10 protein-coding genes and 1 riboswitch are annotated in these 19,718 nt (G+C 33.0%); of the genes, 9 read left to right on the forward strand and 1 reads right to left on the reverse strand.

Annotated elements, in window-relative coordinates:
- Positions 1-57 precede the first annotated feature (57 nt).
- Positions 58-387 carry a transposase gene (locus N4T77_RS18275; protein WP_261673301.1) on the reverse strand — a complete coding sequence of 110 codons (330 nt, stop codon included), beginning with the start codon at positions 385-387 and terminating at the stop codon, positions 58-60.
- A 46-nt stretch (positions 388-433) separates the two neighbouring features.
- Between N4T77_RS18275 and N4T77_RS18280 the strand changes: the two genes are divergently transcribed.
- From N4T77_RS18280 to N4T77_RS18320, 9 genes are all read left to right on the forward strand, one after another.
- A complete protein-coding gene (locus N4T77_RS18280) occupies positions 434-607 on the forward strand; it encodes a hypothetical protein (RefSeq protein WP_261673302.1) in 174 nt (57 codons plus the stop codon).
- A gap of 117 nt (positions 608-724) precedes the next feature.
- Positions 725-2,176, forward strand: coding sequence for an undecaprenyl-phosphate glucose phosphotransferase (locus N4T77_RS18285; protein ID WP_261673303.1), 1,452 nt, complete (start codon positions 725-727; stop codon positions 2,174-2,176).
- 147 nt (positions 2,177-2,323) lie between these two features.
- Positions 2,324-4,024, forward strand: a complete 1,701-nt coding sequence (locus tag N4T77_RS18290; protein WP_261673304.1) for a WG repeat-containing protein — start codon at positions 2,324-2,326, stop codon at positions 4,022-4,024.
- Between the two features lie 152 nt (positions 4,025-4,176).
- A complete protein-coding gene (locus N4T77_RS18295) occupies positions 4,177-4,563 on the forward strand; it encodes a hypothetical protein (RefSeq protein ID WP_261673305.1) in 387 nt (128 codons plus the stop codon).
- 238 nt (positions 4,564-4,801) lie between these two features.
- Positions 4,802-8,122 (forward strand): cell wall-binding repeat-containing protein, encoded by a 3,321-nt coding sequence (locus tag N4T77_RS18300; protein WP_261673306.1) that lies wholly within the window; start codon positions 4,802-4,804, stop codon positions 8,120-8,122.
- Between the two features lie 417 nt (positions 8,123-8,539).
- Entirely contained in the window at positions 8,540-9,607 is a 1,068-nt protein-coding gene (locus N4T77_RS18305; protein ID WP_261673307.1) for a TolC family protein, read from the forward strand.
- Between the two features lie 27 nt (positions 9,608-9,634).
- Complete coding sequence (locus N4T77_RS18310; protein ID WP_261673308.1) at positions 9,635-10,843, forward strand: TolC family protein; 1,209 nt, start codon at positions 9,635-9,637, stop codon at positions 10,841-10,843.
- A 28-nt stretch (positions 10,844-10,871) separates the two neighbouring features.
- The gene (locus N4T77_RS18315) at positions 10,872-12,017 is read left to right on the forward strand and encodes a TolC family protein (protein WP_261673309.1); all 1,146 of its coding nucleotides are present in this window, start codon (positions 10,872-10,874) and stop codon (positions 12,015-12,017) included.
- Between the two features lie 196 nt (positions 12,018-12,213).
- Positions 12,214-12,295: riboswitch (cyclic di-GMP riboswitch) on the forward strand.
- A 140-nt stretch (positions 12,296-12,435) separates the two neighbouring features.
- Positions 12,436-19,686 carry an SdrD B-like domain-containing protein gene (locus N4T77_RS18320; protein WP_261673310.1) on the forward strand — a complete coding sequence of 2,417 codons (7,251 nt, stop codon included), beginning with the start codon at positions 12,436-12,438 and terminating at the stop codon, positions 19,684-19,686.
- Positions 19,687-19,718: the final 32 nt, after the last annotated feature.

Raw genomic sequence — 19,718 nt, forward strand, 5'->3', positions numbered from 1 at the left:
CAACCTTTAGCACAAAAACTGCGTTATATCCTTGCTCTATATATTTTTTAGCTATTTCTACTTTATCTTTAATTGAGGGTTGGCTTTTTTTATTAAATCTTTAAGTATTGCTATTTCTAAATCTTTTTCTCCTAAAAGTTTTTTAAGTTGATCATTCTCCTTTGTTACCTCTGTAAGATCATTTTCAAGTTTTTTATCTCCCTCAATTAAAGTCTTTCTTCCTGGTTTGACCTTAATTTTATCCTTATTCTTAGACTGTTTTATCCATGTAAATATTGTTGATTTGGATATCCCATGTCTTCTTGAAACTAAAGAAACATTCCCAACCTCTTGTACTTCTCTTATTATCTCTTCTCTCAATTCTTTTGTATAACTTTTACCTTTCATAACTTACCTCCAATCACTTTCTACATTATAATAAATGTATAGGTAATTGTCCAAGATATTTTCGGGGCTTAAGAGATATGAACTCTATCGAGATTTAGGTGGTGTAACAAAAGAACTATTAATTGATAATCCAAAAGCACTAGTTATTAGTACTAGTCCAGATAAGGAAGTTAAGCTTAATGAAAATGCTTTAAGGCAATACACAAATAGGTATTTTTAGTAACCAGAAAACTAATATGTAATTATCATATATTTACATGATGAAAATAACTCGCAAATATGATATACTAAAAAGGTATATATAAACTAATTTAATAATAAAAGGGGTATTATTAAAATGATAAAAGAAAATCAAAGATATTTAAATAAGCTACTAGTTTTGATTGATTCAATAATACTACTTTTGTCTATAAAAATTTCATGGCTTATAAGGTTTCAAACTTTATTTTTAGGAAATAAGCATGAGAATTTTCCACTTCAACAGTATTTTATTCCTTTAGCATTTATGATTCCAATATATATAGCACTATATAGTATATTTAGACTATATATGCCATATAGGTTTAAAACTTTGATTAGTGAATCAATGAACATACTAAAAGCAAGTATCATAGGAATTCTTATATTTATTATGATTCTATATATTATCAAAGAAATAGATTATTCAAGATATCTAATTCTTACTTACTTTATTATAAGTACTCTAATGATGATAGTTGAAAGAATTGCAATTAGATTTATACTAAGACATATAAGAAGAAAAGGATACAATCAAAAACATGTATTATTTATAGGATTAAATGATGTTACTCTAGAATTTATAAACCGAATTGTATATAACAGGCATTGGGGGTATACGATTGAGGGAATATTAGATGATCATATTAACGATGTATATAGTGATCTTAACGGGCAATATTGGGATACATGCGAGATAGCAGCTGCTTTGGAAAAATGTAATAAGATAACAGGAAATATAAATAGATTAGAAGAATATCTAAGAAAGCCTTTTATCGATGAAGTGTTCATAACTCTTCCTTTTAAGGAATATGACAAGCTTAATAATGTAATAGAAACTTGTGAAAAATATGGAGTTAAAGCTCAGATTATACCAGAGTTTTCAAAATTTCTTTCTTCAAAACCTTATATTGAGGATATAGAAGGAACAGCGGTTATAGGTATGAGGTATATACCACTAGACAGCATGATTAACAAGATTATAAAAAGAGTTTTTGATGTGGTATGCTCACTTATAGCTATAATTATTTTCTCACCTGTAATGATAGCTACTACTATTATTATAAAAGCAACCTCGCCTGGTCCAATAATATTTAGACAAGAAAGAGTTGGCCTTAATAAAAAGACATTTGACATGTATAAGTTTAGATCCATGAAGGTTCAAAAGGAAAGTGAAGAAAAGGTTCAATGGACGACAAAAAATGACCCTAGAAAAACAAAATTTGGTTCATTTATAAGAAAGACAAGCATAGATGAACTTCCTCAACTATTCAATGTTCTTAAGGGAGATATGAGTCTTGTAGGGCCGAGACCAGAGAGACCTTTCTTTGTAGACAAGTTTAAAGAAGAAATACCAAAGTATATGGTAAAGCATCAAGTAAGACCTGGTATTACTGGATGGGCTCAGGTTAACGGATGGAGAGGGGATACCTCTATAGAGAAGAGAATTCAGTGTGATATTTATTATATTGAGCATTGGAATTTCTGGCTTGATATCAAGATTATGTTTTTAACTGTCTTTAAAGGATTTGTAAATAAAAATGCATATTAACAATAAAAGTTGGAAGAATTTTAAAGCAGCCTTTTGGCTGTTTTTTCTTTTTCTAAGGTATGTAGTATGATAAAATGTACTAGAGTGGTAATAAATACATATGTTAAATAACTGATTACATATTTATATTATTTTGGAGGGGATGTAGTGAATAAAAAACTTAAAAGTTACAGTTTTGCCTTAGGTCTTTTACTTTTTTCTAGCAGTTTATTTTTTTATAATACATCGCAAAAAGTATTTGCAAAGGAAGGTCTTCAATATATAAACATAGATAAAAAGGATTCATTTGATAACTTGTATAACTTTGAACAAGGATTACTTAAAATTGAAAAGAATGGGCTTTACGGAATAACTGACGATACAGGAAAAGTTATTGTTTCACCTAGGTTTAACTCTATAGACTCTTTTAACAAGGGATTTGCTAAAGTAAGGATTGGTACAAAGTGTGGTTTAATAGATTTAAATGGTAAAGTGATTGTAGAACCTAAATACAATACTATTTATGATTTTGTGGAGGGACTAGCTGAAGTAAGCATTGGTGGAAAGTGGGGATTTATAGACAAAACTGGCAGAGCCATTGTTGAGCCTCAGTTTGATACTGTATATGATTTTAGTGATGGAATGGCTAGAGTTAGACAAGGCACAAAATATGGTTTTATAGATTGTAATGGCAACGTTATAATTAAACCTCAGTTTGATGAGGCCTATGATTTTCAAGAAGGCACTGCTGCGGTAAAGAATAATGGAAAGTGGGGGTTTATAGACAAGGAAGGTAGTTTTATACAATGTATATTTCAGGAAGTGCAGTCTTTTAAAGGAGGGATAGCACCTGTAAAAAGAAATGATAAATGGGGTCTTGTAGATAAAAGTTGGAATGTAGTAATAGAACCTAAGTACGATAAGATTGTTTTTTTAAATAAAGATCTAATAAAAGTCTTAGAAGGTAGTAGTTGGGGAGTCTTGGACAAGAAAGGTAAAATGATAATTGATACAGATTTTAGCAGTATAGTTCCTACTCACGGAGATTTTATACAAATAGAAAAAGATGGACTTTATGGGCTTATAGACAAAAATGGAAAGCTCATTGTAGATGCTAAATTTGACCACATAGATGAATTTCAAGAAGGAATAGCTATCGTTAGGTATCATCAAAGATACTATTTCATAGATAAGACTGGAGAGGTTAACTTAAAACCTAAATTTCAAGCTATATATTCTTTCAATGGAGGAGTGGCCAGAGTATTTAATGGTTCAAAATATGGTTTCATAGACAAATCAGGACAGATAGTCATCGAACCGCGGTTTGATTATGCATCTGATTTTGAGGATGGAACAGCATTAATTAAGTCAGGTGATAAGTGGGGAATTATAGATCGATTTGGAAATACTGTTGTTGAATGTAAATATGATTATACATCTAATTTTCAAAATGGAGTATCTGTTGTAAAGAAAGATGACGAATACAGTATTGTAAAAAACACTGATTTTAAGATTACCAAAAGCAATATTGATATAGACCCTTTTAAACAATGGAAGATTAAATTTACTATATCTGTTGACGATACTAACATAGATGGCAAGGATATAGATTATGACAAGATACACGAGAGTAATATGGACTATAGTAATTTAATAGATAATATAGAAGTAAGAGATAGTAAAGGAGTAAAGTTAGATGTTTCACTTGAACTTGAGGATTCTTGTACAGTAGTTGTGAAACCTCCATCTACTGGCTATGAAAAAGGGCAAGTATATAGGCTTACAATACTTGGTGGCATTAAATCTAAGAGTGGGGAGATACTAAAACCTAAAGCTACAGCTAAGAGATTTCTTATAGTTGATAACTAGTAGATATAAGTTTTTTGAAGTAACTAATATTAATGTTAAAATGTAATTCTTGCTGACTCTAATGAGATTGAAATTAATTATACTTAAACTTTGAATGAAAATCTTCATTGTGATAAAATAGATTAGTAAGAATGAAGGAGAGTGAGTAATTTATGAAAGGATTCGCAAAGAAACTATCAATAATGTCTGTAATAGCGCTCTTGCTTGTATCTATGTCGGCATGTTCTTTGGGAACGAAGGACTCTAAGCAAAACAACGATACAAAACAATCACAGCAGAATGTTAGCAAAGTTGAGCAGGATACTAAAAAGACAAAACAGCTTAAGAAGGAGAAACAAGTATCCGATGGACAGGTATATTTCCAAGATGATTCAGTAGTAGCAACTATGATAATTAAAGATAATATAAGTGAAAGTGATGCTAAAGCTTTAGCAGATAAATATGCTAAAGAGTTAAAATCAACTTATAAAGATAAGAAGGTAAATGTTCAAGCGGTACAAAAAGGCAAAAATATTGCAAACATAACTATAGAAAAATAGGTAACGTAAAGTTGCTTCTAGTTGTTTAAAACCCTCTAGTCCTTATGAACTAGAGGGTTTTCTGTTAAATAAAATATTTAAGATTAAGAAGATCTTTATAGTAAGCCTTAGGTTAATTGTTCATTATTATGGTTATTTTACCAGATGATTTTTATATTGTTACTATACTTATAATTTTAGATTTATGGTACAATGTTGTTATATTAGATTATTTAGGAAGATGGGAGGAAGCTACGATATGAAAAAAAATTACACCAAAGCCATGAGCAGTGCGATGGTTATGTCTTTAATTTTAACAGCAGCTCTACCAACAACGTTAGTTAGAGCTGCATCAGGGGAAGTTACAAGAGTAGGAGAAGCGGACAGTTATGCAACTGCAGCTAGAGTTGCTACTTTAAACTGGAGTAATCCTAAAGATGTAGTATTAGTTTGTGGTGAAGGCTATGCAGATGCAGTAAGTGCAACAGTATTAGCAAAACAACTGGATGCACCAATACTTTTAACTACAGCATCGTCACTTAGTAAGAGTGCAAAAGATGCATTAGATACACTGAAACCTGAAAATATATATGTTATAGGTGGGAATGCTTCAGTATCTAAAATTGTAAGAGATGGATTAAAGGATTCTAAATATAATTTAGTAGAACTATCTGGAAAGGATAGGTATGAAACTAATATTGCTGTTGCCAAACAATTAGTTAAACTTGGAGTAAGTGCTGACAATGTTATTTTAGTTAGTGGTGAAGGTTTTTCTGATACGTTATCAGTCACTTCTGTAGCAGCAGCTAAAAATCAAATTTTATTACTGGGAACTAACGACAAAACCTCAATGAAGCCAGTACTAGACTTTGTGAAGTCTAGTAACTCAAAGGTTACTGTTGTAGGTACAAGTTATTCTATAAATGACGCTACGTATAAGTCACTTAATGCTGTTAAGAGAGTTAATGGTGGTGCAGATAGATTTGCAACTAATTTAAATGTTTTAAGTGAATTTGGAGAACAGTTAAGTTCAACAAAGTTATTTGTAGCTAATGCAAGTGAAGATAGATATGCAGATGCATTAATTGCCTCATCCTTAGCAGGAAAGTGGAGCACTCCGTTGGTTTTAGTTGATAGTGAAAATAGTGAAGCTACAGACAAAGCAATAAATTATATTAAGGGTAAGATAAATAGCTTAACTGACTTAAATGTTATAGGGAATCTAGATGCTGTTTCAGATAATGTTATTTCTAAAATAAATGGAGCAGTTCCAATCGTGGACAGCCCTACAGTAAAGTCTATAAGTACTAATGGGCTTAATCAGATTAAGGTTGTATTCAATACTGATGTTGATGAAGATTCTGCAGAACTAATGCAAAACTACCAGATTGATGGTGCTAATTTAAACTCGGTTTCTGCAGCAAATATTACTCTACAGGATGACAAAAGGACAGTATTAATTACCATTTCAAAATCATTTGAACAATATAAAGAGGTAACCTTCACAGTTAAAAATACAATATTGAGTAAAAACTTAACTGATTCTATAGCTAAATTTGAACAAAAGATTACTTTTTTTGATATTGAGGCACCGAGAGTGGAATCTGTAACATCACATGGAGGAAATAAACTAACAGTTAAATTCTCAGAACCTATAAGAATGAGCGTAGGTGACTTATCCTCAATAAAGATTAACAGACAGAGTATAACTAACTATAGCCTAAATACAGCGTCAGGAATGACTGTTTTTAAAAATCGTTCAGGGATGTGGACAGATACAGTGGAGCTTTACTTTGATTCACCTCTTCCAACAGGAACAAATATACTTAGTATTCCGAACGGTGATAGGGGATCAAAATTTGATGATGCAGCTGGATTCACTGTGAAAGGTACTTCCTTAAGTTTTAATGTAGATTCGCAAGAAGGAACTCCTAAGGTTACAAGTGTAACAGGAGATAACTCAGGTAACATTTATATAAGATATGATAGACCTATGGATAAGCAAACAGCTCTTGAAGGTACCAATTACAAAATAAATGGTAATACAAATTATATCAGTTCTTCTGACATAGCTTTTGATGAAGGTTCAAGTGACGAAGTTGTCAAGATAAAAGGACTAAGCTATTTACTTAAAGATGGTGAAAATGAAGTAATTATAAAACGCAATGTGAAGGATACTTATGGAAATGAAATAGATGAAACTAAAATGACCTTTAATATTGGAACAGATAGCATCAAACCACAAGTTACAAATGTAAGCTTAATTGATGATGATACTATTCGAGTTAAGTTTAATAAGGATGTGTCTAATAGTTATGCGACTAATAGATCTAATTATAAATTAATTGATTCTGATGGAACAGATGTTACTTATAAAATTGACTATATAAAGTCAGTATATATGGATGGCAATGATAAGAGAACCTTTGACATCAATTTCCAAAGTAATAATGATTTAAAGGGTTCTAAGTTCACTTTAACTATCAAAAATATTGCAGATACTAACTCAACATCGAATGTAATGGATACTTATACTACGGTGATTTCTGGTTTAGCCGATGGAGGCCCAAAGGTTACATCAATAGTAAAAGTAGTAGATGATGACCAAAGTTTAGTAATTTTCTTCGATAAGACTATGGACCAATCTTCACTTTGTGAATTAAAGAATTATCAATTTATGAATGGAAAGGGAGAAGGCCAAAGGTTACCAACTAGTACGGTAATTACACCAAGTTCTGACAATAAGAGTGTAACGATTGAATTTCCTACAAGCTATGTAATAGACAACGGAACAGAAGAAAGGTCAATATTAAAAATGAGTGTTTCTAATGTTAGAGATAAGGATGGTAATTTACTGGAGGCAGGAACGTATAGTGGATCAATAAGTATGGATTATAACAATGGACCTAAACTTATTGATAATACCGCTAAGCTTACCTATGAAGGTGATGACATAAAGGTTAGATTCTCATTAACTGCACCGTTAGACACACTAGTTTTAAGTGACTTTAGAGTCAACAGTCAGGTTCCTGATAGTTGTACAATGATAGGAAATGATATAATTCTCACTTTTAAAGCAGGTGTTAAGAATAACGAAAAGATAAATAATATTAAGAATGGTGGCAGCAGTACTACGCTTACTATATCTGGAAGAGCCTCTGCAGATGCTGCAGGACGAAGCTTAAGAACTGGCTCAGATACAATATTACTTCCTCCAACTACTGTCTCAGATTCATGGAGAGCAGATAGCAATAAGTCTTCAGGCACTAATTCAACTGTAACTATAGTATTTAACCAAGATATCGATAGCGATATTCAAAGCTCATATAGTGATGACTTTATATTTACAAATGAGAGAACTGGACAAAGACTTAATGTTTTATCAGTTAGTATTGATGGAAAGAATGTCACTTATAAGTTTAATACTGGTTCAATAATAGCTGGAGATCGTATTAGTATTAAGGCCAATAGTGATGTAGCCAATATTAATATAAGAAGCAAAAAGCGTAGCAATGGAGATTATTCAGTATATAGTCCATCAAGAGATGACTTAGGAACTAGGACAATAACTGCACGTTAATCCCAAGGTTAGCGAGAAGATTTTAAATTATTCGTATACTATAGCAAGTGTTTTAATTAACTTGTTAGAAAAACTTAATCTTTATATTAACAAATAAATATTTAAAGAAGAACCCCGTACTTTTCGAAAGTGCGGGGTTTATAATCAGTCTAAAAATGAGAGATTGGTGACTTATTCTACTTAGATTTGTTCTTCAATTTCTTTATAAAAGATAGCAAGTTAACAAAAAATATAAACTAAAGATATAGAAATATCTTTACCTATATGATAAAATTATTTCAAGATTGAAATATTTTTACCCACCAGGAAATATTATGAATGCAAACAATATTAATGAACATGTTACTGTAATAGGATTTTTTATAGTATTTAAAACAGTAATTCCAGAATAACTAATTTAGGAGGTATAAAACTAAAATGAAAAAAATAAGGTTACTCTGTACCGCTGCAGTAATGACTATAATACTTTCTTCTGCAACTTTTGTACAAGCAGCAGGAACCACACTGGATATAGATAGTATTACAAGTAAGGCTATTGAAAGTTCATACCAATTAAAAAGTATAGATATATCCATTGAAAAGGCTAAAAACACTTTAAAGGATGCTACTAGAGGAGCAGGAAAAGGTAACGCAGATATAGAGGTAAAGTACAGCATATATGAATATACAAACCTAAAGGAAGCTGCAAAAAACTCAATAAAGCTTAATATGCAGACTCAATATTCGTCCTTTATAAATACTAAAGAAGCATTAGACTTAGAAACACAGGAATTTCAAAATACAGAATCAAAATATAAAAGAGCACAGCTTCAATTAAGCTTAGGTACTATAAGCAGAAATGAGTTTAAAACTATGGAGCAGTCTTATTATGACGGAAAAGCTCAGTTAAATAAAGCTCAAAGAAAGTTTGACTCAACTACAAAGACTATAAATCAGGCTTCTGGTTTAAGTCTAAATGATACATATACTGGTTTTACAAAGGATATAATTACAGATACCACAAATATAAAGACTTATAATGATTATTTAAATGATGCTTTACAAAATAGAGTAGAAATCTTAAATGATAATGAAAAAATTAAACTGAAAAAATTAGAATTTGCTGGTATCAGAGGTGCTAACCCCTACAATAATTCCCCAGAATATATAATTGGGAAGTATGGTGTAACGGAGGCGGAAAATAAACTAGAGACAGATAAAATAGATATATCTATAGAGATAAATGGACTATACAATGACTTACAGAGTAAGATCCAAAAATTGCAGCCTCAAAAAGAAAACTATAATGCTGAAAAGAAAAAATATGATCAAGCTCTACAAAAATATAATTTAGGAATGATTAGTAAAATAGATTTTCAAGATCAATCAGCAGCTTTTAAAGCAGCAGAGAATTCTCTAAAGCTAGCGCAAAGAGATGTAGCTTTAGCAAAATTAAAACTTGAATATGCATCTGGATTAGGGACAAACTCTTTAAGTAGCAACTAAAACTAATACAAGGCAGGAGGCAAAATCATGAAAAAAAAGTTAAGTTTCTTAATTGCTTTAGCAATTTCTTTGAGCGTAAATACTGCAGCATTTGCGGATGCAGCTATTCCAGCTGAATCTGGTAATATAAACACTATATCCACTAGTGATACAATAAACCTAACTCTAGAGGACGCACTAAATAGTGTAGAAAAAAATAATACTGAATTAAAACTTATGAAGGATAAAATAAATTCTTTAAATAAGCAGTTTGATATAGATCATAACTATGCTACAACTATAGATACTAACAAGATGGGTAGTATAGAGCGTCTTACAAATCAATATTTGCAAGCTAAAATGCTTCAGGAAATTGTACCTTTAAATGATGTGCAGAAAATAAAGGATGCAAAAAACTCTAGAGATGAAAGAATAAATGTAATAAAATTTGATCTTCAAAGACATTATTTGAATGTATTAAATTCCAGAAGTCAGATAGATAACATAAATAAGACTATAGCTAATATAGACGAGAAGATCAAACAAACTGAAGAAAAGATAAAGGTTGGTCAGGCAACTGCTAATTCATTAGACCCTTTAAATGTCCAAAAAAGTCAGCTTTACTCTCAAATTAGAAACATTGAAGACCAGACAGATCAATCATTGTTAACTATAAAACAGTATCTTAACATAGATTTAAATAAGAATTTAAATTTATCTTCTGTAAAAAAGGATTTTGTTAAAATTGATGACAAGGATATAGCTAGCAAAATTAATGAAGCAGCTAGTAAAGATTATACACTAAGTTCACTTAAGGCAAATATGGACATTGTAAAGAAACAAAATGAGTTATATTCTAAGTATTCCCACAATGCTCCTTCAGGTGAAAATACAAGTAAATCTACTTTAGCAGGTTTACAAACTCAATTAATTACTGTGAATACTGGTATACCACAAACTTTGTGGAATTCATACTACAGCTTAAAGAGTAAAGAAAATGCAATTCAGACACAGATACTTACAGAACAGAGTGCACAGGATGCCTATGATAAGGCAAAGAAAAATTTTGAGGTTGGAATGACAGATAAAGTAACTGTAGACTCAGCAGCCTTAGAATTAGATAAGCAAAAAAGTATAACTGAGAGAACTGTAAATGAGTACATGGTAGCTCAAGAGGAGTTTAAATACATGTTAGAGGGGCATTCTTTAACAAAGATGCCTACTCAGTCTATGGGAGTTTCAGGTATAGGATACTAGACTAACAATTAAGTATGGAGGAATATTTATGAAAAAGAAACTAGGTTTTTTAGTTGCAATTGCCATTTCCCTAAACGTAACAACTACTTGTTTTGCAGAAGCGGCACCTGTGCAAAATAATGCAGTACAAATAACATTAGAACAGGCTATTGGTAGTTTAGAAAGTAATAATGAAGAGTTAAAAAATATAGATAGCCAAATAGAGGCAGCAAAGAAACAATATGATTGGGATAATCAACAGTCTATATCCATATCTTTAGGTAAGGGTGAGGCTCAATACGGTCCTGGTCAATATTTACAGGCAGTAATACAAAGGGACTTAACTCCATTAAACGATCAGAAGAAAATAGATGACACAAAAAATTCTAAGGATGAAAGATTAAATAACATAAAGTTTGACTTGGAAAAGCAGTACATGAAGGTTTTAACCTCTAAGCAGCAAATAGATAATATTAATAAATCTATATCAACTATAGACGCACAAATGAATCAGATTGAACAAAAAATAAAACTAGGACAGGCAACTAAAGATGAATTAAATCCATTAAAGGTAAAGAGGAATACATTGTTGTCAACAATAAATGGACCACATATTCAAATGGAGGTTTCATCTTTAGCCGTAAAAAAATATTTAAATATTGATTTCAATAGTGAATTAAGCTTAGCTCCTGCTAAAAAAGAATTTGCTAAGTTCGATGACACTGATATAGAAAAGAAAATATCTGCAGCTGCTGAAAAAGACTACAACTATGGAAGTCTTCAAAAGACTACAGAGCTTTCTAAAAAACAATTAGATATATATAAAAAGTATGTTTACGACTCTGTAACAGAGCCAATGAACTCAGAGTTAACTGTAAAAGATAACGAAAATAAATTAGTGGATACGTCTACTTCAACAGAGGTAAGTCTATGGAATTCCTACTATAACTTAAAAAACAAAGAAGATGCTGTTCAAACTCAAAATACAGCACTAGAAGTTGCTCAATTGAGCTATGACAAAGCAAAAGAGAGTTTTAATAATGGATTAATAGACAAGGTAACTTTAGACTTAGCTGAGCTAAATTTAAATAACCAAAGGGTTACTACTGAAGATGCAATAAATGATTATATGATTGCTCAGGAGCAATTTAAGTATTTGCTAGATGGTCATGCTTCTTCTGGGACTATAAATTAGTATTTACTGAATTTGTACAAAAATAAATATACAATAATTAGAGATAGTATAAAGATTAAATAGCCTCCACCTATTTTCAGGTGGGGGCTTTAGCTTGCTCTTTTGCACACAATGTTTATCAGAACTATTTGAAAATAGTGATTGAATATAGATTTGTTTCATTATATAATAAGATAAATTACTATTTATTGGGAATATTATCTAGGGAAACAATGATCTGTACATTTAACTGGGCACTTTATGTATAGTGAGTTAGTAGTGCAACCGGCCGTTATATTTAATATAATAGCCGGTTTTTTGCATATAGAGAAGTTTTTCTTAATAAATTAGTAAAAATAAAAGATACATAAGGGGGTTTTAATTAATATTCTAGTTTTAAGATACTTGGTAAGTAACTAAAGGGGAAAGGGGGGATAGATTGATTAGATTAAGAAAAAACAGACTTTTAGTATTCTTTACACTCTTGTCTTTTATCTTCAATATTTTTTCAGTAGCTATGGAGAGTAAGGTAAAGGCAGCTGAAAATGACAGCAGCTTTGACGTACAGTGTATAGTAGATAAAAGCGAGGTTTATATTGGAGATGAATTTACTTATACTATAAAGTACAGATATGCTAACACCACTACAGCTGCAGCGTTTGTGGCCATAACAGATGAGCTTCCGGAAAATGTAAAGTATATTTCTTCTATTACTTCGCCAGATATAGAGTCAGTAACAACAGGGGCGAGCATTAGTGGACGAGATGTGATAACCTTTAACTTCAAAGAAGTAAATGGAATACCAGGATATTTAAAGGACGGTACAACTGGTTTTGTTAAGATTACAGCTAAGTTTCAAGAGGGGACACCTTTAGCAACGGACTCCTATAAGGCAGAAAACTTTGCAACAATTAAAGGCTCTATTGACGGTACTGAGAAAGAGATAACAAGTAATATTGTCACTGTAACTCCAAAAGTAAATAAACCAGATTGGAAAGTAACTAAAACTAGAGTAATTCCATCAGGGGTTGAGCCTGCTGTAGGATATCCTGTAACCTATAGGATAGATGTTATTGGTAATAGTAAAATTGGAGGGTTAAATCTTGAAAATGTAACCTTGGTTGATAGTATTCCAGAAGGAGCTAAATACATTTCTTCCTCTGATGATGGGAAGTATGATGAGGAAAGTAGAAAGGTTACTTGGGATATAGGAGATTTGCCAGTTGGTACTTCTCAAAGCAGAACCATAACTTTGATTTATTCACGCTCTGTGAGCTCAGTAACCAATACAGCACAGGCTTCGGGAAACCTCCTTGGAAGTAATGAAGTAATAACTCAAAGCGGTGAAGCCCAACATGGTTTTACTAAACCTACTATGTCTGTAGGCGACTTCAGTAAATATGGCAGACAGGCAGATGATAGATATTCCGCAGGTCAGACAGCTAAGTTTTGGATAGGTGGAATTGAAAATACGGGAAATATTTCTATAGACAAAATTCAGATAGTGGATGATATATCAGAAGACTTGGAGCTAAAGTCTGTAAGTACTGGGGCTTATAGTGGGAAAGGGACTGTAGAGGTACAGTATAAGATAACTAAAAATACAACGGGAAGTGGAATCGAAAGCGGGAATACAACAGAAACACCAAATCAAAGTGAAAATGGTGACTGGATTACATGGGCAGAAACACCAGTTGATGCTGATACTAATAAGGTTTTAAATGTAAATAATGATATGAAGCTTGAACCAGGAGATAAAATTTCTGTAAGATGGGTAATAACAAATGTTTCAAATGACCCAGAAGCATTACAGGGAATCGAAGCTGGCTTTAAAAATACTACTCCAATAGCTATAGAAGCTAAAGTTAAGCAGCCTGCATCAGGAAACACTATAACTAATATTGCAACCCTTAAAGCGTCAAAGAAGGACCTTACTGATATTGTAAAAAGCTCAAGAAAGACTATTTCTGTTATAGCTCCGATGCCTTGGTTAGTTCCAGAGAAAACTGTAAAAAATGGACAGGTTAAGTTCAATATGAATGATACCGTTGAATATAACTTGACTATAAAGAACCATCAGTTTGCAACTGGAGATTATGTAAATCCAATAGCTATTGATGTACTTCCAGAGGAAATGGAGGATGTTAAGTTTTTAGCCTGGGATAAGGGCAATACTAGTATCACTAGAGGAGCTGAACCGGATACAATAGAACCTAGAACTATTGATGGAAAGAACTGTCAGATACTAAGGTGGAATATTGCAGGAACACTTAAACCCGGTGAGTATGTAAAGATTAGATTTACTGCAAAAATAAAGGATAAAACTTTAGCAGGAAAAGTTAAAAATAATTTTTATATTACTACAAACGATTCAAGTGAGTTTGAAAATTCCCCTAGTGAATTGATAAAAGATGCAGGGAACTTAGACGGAGATTCTAGCACTTCCGATAATTTGATTTTAGTAAGTAGGGATATATTTGTAAGCTTTGTTGGCAGTGTTAAGTCTGAAAAATTGGTTAAAGGTGAGCTAGATGATAACTGGAATAAATATGATGAAACTAAGAGACATGGATATACCTTACCAGGCGGTATTGCAGATTATAGGTTAAAGATAAAGAACACTGATGCTAACGGACCTATAAGTAATCTCGTTTTTATTGATATTCTGCCTTATGTTGGTGACAAGGGAGTAATTGATACTAAAAATAGAGAAAGTGAGTGGAGACCTTATCTTGTAAATAAGATAACCGGTGAAGACAACGGACCTATAAGAATAAAAGGCAAAAATGGGGAGAAAGACATAAGTAAAAGTGTTAAGATTTATTATAACACCAAGGAAAACCCATCAACACTGGAGTTAACTGATTCTATAAATAATAAAAAGTTAAGTGACGGTGGATGGTCAGAAACACCGCCAAGTGATATTACAACCGTTAAATCATTGAAGTTTGACTTTGGTGATATAAAATTGCAGTCAGATGAAGAGATAACCTTAGAATGGCCAATGAGAGCTCCTTACGCTGCACCAACAGGAAAAATTGCATGGGGTTCCTTTGGATATGGAGCAACCTACCCTGATGTAAATGGACAGGAACCTTTTCTTCCTTCTGAACCTAAAAAAGTAGGTTTTGAGGTGCAACCTGATCCAAATGAAAAATATTATATTGGAGACCGTGTGTGGGAGGATAAGAATAAGGACGGTATACAGAATGATGGAGATACCGGTATAAACGGGGTTTTGGTGAGATTACACAAATATAATAATGTAATTTCAGACTATGAGTACACTGGTAAGTATACTAGAACTGGATATAGCTACGTAACAGGAGAAACTGGACACCCAGGATACTACGAATTTCCTAATTTAAGCCCAGGAAAGTATAAGGTTCAGTTTGTTTTCCCTAAAGATTATAAGGTTACGCTCTATAAAAAAGGAGCAGACATAGGACTAGATTCTAATATAGACAAAGGAGCAAGTGGGGGAAATATAACAGACTATGAAGACAACGGTACTACTAAATCTTCAATAATGAGTGACGAAATAGTTATAGTTGACAAAAATGATTTTTCTTCAGATGCAGGTTTATATCGATTGGCATCTATTGGAGACAAGGTTTGGAATGATAAAAATATGAATGGCATACAGGATTTAGATGAGTCTGGTATAAAAGGTGTGGTAGTGAATCTTCTACAAGTGAATCCTCTAAATGGCGAGATAACTCAAGCACAGTATGAAGATGGAAGAGCTGTACCGCCCTATGTGACAGATGAAAAGGGAAATTATAATTTTACAGGTTTAGAGCCAGGAACTTATAAGGTTCAGTTTACAAATCCAAATGGTGATTATAAGTTCACTAAGGCAGATGTAGTAAGCAGTGATAAAGACATTGATGCAAATGACAGCGACGCAGTAGTCTCATCCGATGGCTTGACAGCGACATCCTCTGCAATAACCTTAGATTCTGCAGGAAGTGATATGACTATTGATGCGGGAATGTACCTTGCACAAATTGGAGATACTGTGTGGCATGATAAAAATGCAAATGGAACTCAAGATGAAACAAATGCAGGAATATCAGGAGTTGAGGTAAGTCTCCTTAACGAAGATGGAGCTGATGCAGAAGATGTACATGGTAATAATGTACCTAAAGCTACTACAAATTCCAGTGGTGAATATCTTTTTGACAACTTAAAACCAGGGAAGTATATAGTAAAGTTTGAAAAACCAACAGGTTATGATAAGTTTAGTGAAAAAGATGCAGAGGGCAATGTTACAGACATCACCAAAGACAGTAATATAGACAGCGATGCAGATAAAACCACAGGAAAAACCTCAGTGATAACTTTGTCTGCTGGTGAAAGAAATATGGATATAGATGCAGGACTGTATAAACTAGCTTCTGTAGGAGATTTTATCTGGGACGACAAAAATGCCAACGGAATACAAGATGAAGCAAATATTCAAGGGGTTAAAGGTGTTGAAGTAAAGCTTCTAAGTAAATCAAAAGATAATTCAATAAGTGAAGCTAAGCATGATGATGGTACTACAGTTTCAGCTATTACTACAGAGACAGATGGAGAGTATTTATTTGACAAGCTTAAGCCTGGTATCTATATAGTTCAATTTACTAATAAAAATAGCAGCTTTAAATTTAGTGATCGACAGCAAGGAGAAAAGGATGCTGAAGATAGTGATGCTGTAGTAGGAGCAGATGAGTCTGTGGCTACAGCAGAGATTGTTTTAAATTCAGAAGATAACAATATAACCATTGATGCTGGACTTCACAAGGCTCTAATTGGAAACAAAGTATGGCTTGATGTAAACGGTAATGGAGTTCAAGATGCTAAAGAAGAAGGCATAGCAGGAGTTAAAGTTGAACTTTTAGACAAAGATGGTAATGCTGTAAAGGTTGGAGGGAACCCTCTTACTTCCATAACGGATTCAAAGGAGGATTCAAAGGGTATATATGAATTTAATGACCTAGAAGCAGGAGACTATAAGGTTAAATTCACCTTACCGGAAGGCTATAATTTTACAAGGCTAAATACTACATCTGCGGCAATAGATAGTGATGCAGACTTTGCAACAGGTATAACTAGAACCATTAACCTATTAGCAGGACAGATAGACAAAAGCTGGGATGCAGGAATATATGTGCCTGCTAGACTAGGTGATTTTGTATGGCTAGATAAGAACAGTTTAGATAAAGATACTAAAGGCATTCAAGATGCAGGAGAGCCTGGTATTGAAGGTGTAACTGTAAAGCTTTTAGATAAGGATAGTAAACCTGCTAAGTATGGTGATGGTACAGTTATTCCAGATGCTGTTACAGACAGCCAAGGAAAGTACAGTTTCACAAATCTAGTGCCGGGAGCCTATATAGTGCAGTTTCAAAAAGCAAGTTACTATAATTATACAGAGAAAGATAAAGGGAATGATATTGGAGATAGCGACAATACAGATAGTGATGCAGATACAGCTACAGGAAAAAGTAAGGTTGTAGTGCTTAAGTCTGGAGATAGAAACGACAGTATTGATGCAGGATATACGTTAACTACAGGTATGAGCTTGGCAAAAGATGTATATTTGGGTCATGATGAAGGTAAGGGAGTAGGTTTGGATAGTGTAAAAGGTGAGGAAGGAACTGCTATAACTTACTTATTCACAGTAAAAAACACTGGTACTTCCTATTTAAATAACTTAGACATTATTGATAACGAACTTCATATCAATAAATCTAGTATGAAACAAGTCAGCGGCAAAGAGCCAATAGCACCAGGAGAAACGGCGGTGTATTATTATGAAACAACCATTAATAATGATTTAACTAATACAGCAACAGCTTCAGCATACCCTAGTGATGATAAGGGAAGCTTAATTCCTAATGGAGATAAGGTCTTTTCCCAGCAAGGCACTGCAGTTATAGGTGAGCTAATATCATCAATGAAGGTAGAAAAAACTGTATATGCTGGTCATGATAAGGGTAATCAAAGTGGTGGAGAGTTGGTAGTAGGCGAAGGAGGTATTGATATAACCTATGTCTTTAAAATAACCAATACAGGAAATGTACATTTGAAGGATATAGCTATTAAAGATTTAAATATTAAAGATAATGGTGTTGAAATTGATAAGTCAAAAATGATTTACAAAGGAAGAAGTAAAATCGGGGAAGATAAAGATGTACCTCTAGGACTTAATGAAAGTATAACCTATTACTATGAAACCACTATTAATGGAGATTTAAAAAACACAGTAAAGGTTGTAGGAATACCAAGTAATGAGTTAGGAAAGGATATTTCTTATGTAAGCAAAGCTGAAGCAACAGACGATGCAAAGGTAGATGAAGTAAAACCTTCAATCTCTGTAGAAAAGACAGTATACAATGGCCATGACAGCGGGAAAGGTACGGGAGTAGAAGTGGTATCAGGTAAGATAAACACTGATGTAACCTACTTATTTACTGTAAAAAACACTGGAGATACTATTTTAGATGACATAACAATTGATGATACAGCCTTAGGGATTGATAAAACAAAACTTACTAAGTTAAGTGGAACTGAGCCTTTAACAACTGGTGCTGCTATTGTTTACTATTATGAAGGCAAGATTAATGGCAATTTAATAAATACTGTACAGGTAAGCGGAAAACCAGTAGATGATAAAGGTGATGCTGTTCCAAATACTCATAATCCACAAGCAAAAGATACTGCAGAAGTAAAGCTTTCAGCTTCTCTTGGAGACTATATCTGGGCAGACACAAATATCAATGGCAAGCAGGACCCAGAAGAAAAAGGAATACCAAAGGTTAAAGTTATACTTACAGATTCAAAAGGCAATACAAAATCCACTGTCACCGATGACAATGGAAAGTATCTCTTCGACGACTTAATGCCTGGCCCTTATACTGTAACTATAGACAGAACCACAATACCAGCTGGAATGGCAGCCTCTTATGAATTAGATATCACATTAGATAATAAGGTTAATGTAACTTTATCTAGTAATCAATTTAAAGACGATGTAGATTTTGGATACTATACTCCATCATCTGGAGGCGGTGTTCCTATAGTATATAAACTAGCCTCTGTAGGAGATTATGTATGGTATGACAAAAACGGCGATGGTAAACAGGGCTTAACTGAAAAAGGTATACCAAAGGTAGTGCTTACTTTAAAAGACAAGAATGGAAGAACTGCTACTGCCACTACTGATGATAATGGTAAGTACCTTTTTGAGAAACTAATGCCGGGAACCTATACCATAGCTTTAGATCCAAATACTTTACCGGAAGGCTTTAAGGAAACTTGGGAGTTAGATAACAGTTTAAATGAGGAAGTATCTGTAACCTTAGCCTACAATGATGTTAAAGAGGATGTAGACTTTGGATACAATAAGTCAGGAATTAATATTGATGATGATAAAATTCCTGGCGGTCCTTCAGAAAATCCACCGGATAAACCAGCACCAGAGGATAAGCCGGGGATTGATATTGAAGATGATAAAACACCAGGGTCTCCAGCAGATACACCGACAGATAAGGGAACAAAACCTCCAAAGGATACAAAGAACCTAGGGGATAGCAGCTTACCTAAAACAGGAACAGAAAACTTTAACCTGTTGCTTTTAGGTATAGTTTCTTTAACTGGAAGCGGGTTATTTATACTAAGGAGAAGACGTAGGGATAAGTAGAGTTTTTATAAGAGGAGTATATAAAAAAAGAA

Source organism: Clostridium sp. CX1, from assembly GCF_025398335.1.
Taxonomy (GTDB): domain Bacteria; phylum Bacillota; class Clostridia; order Clostridiales; family Clostridiaceae; genus Clostridium_AM; species Clostridium_AM tanneri.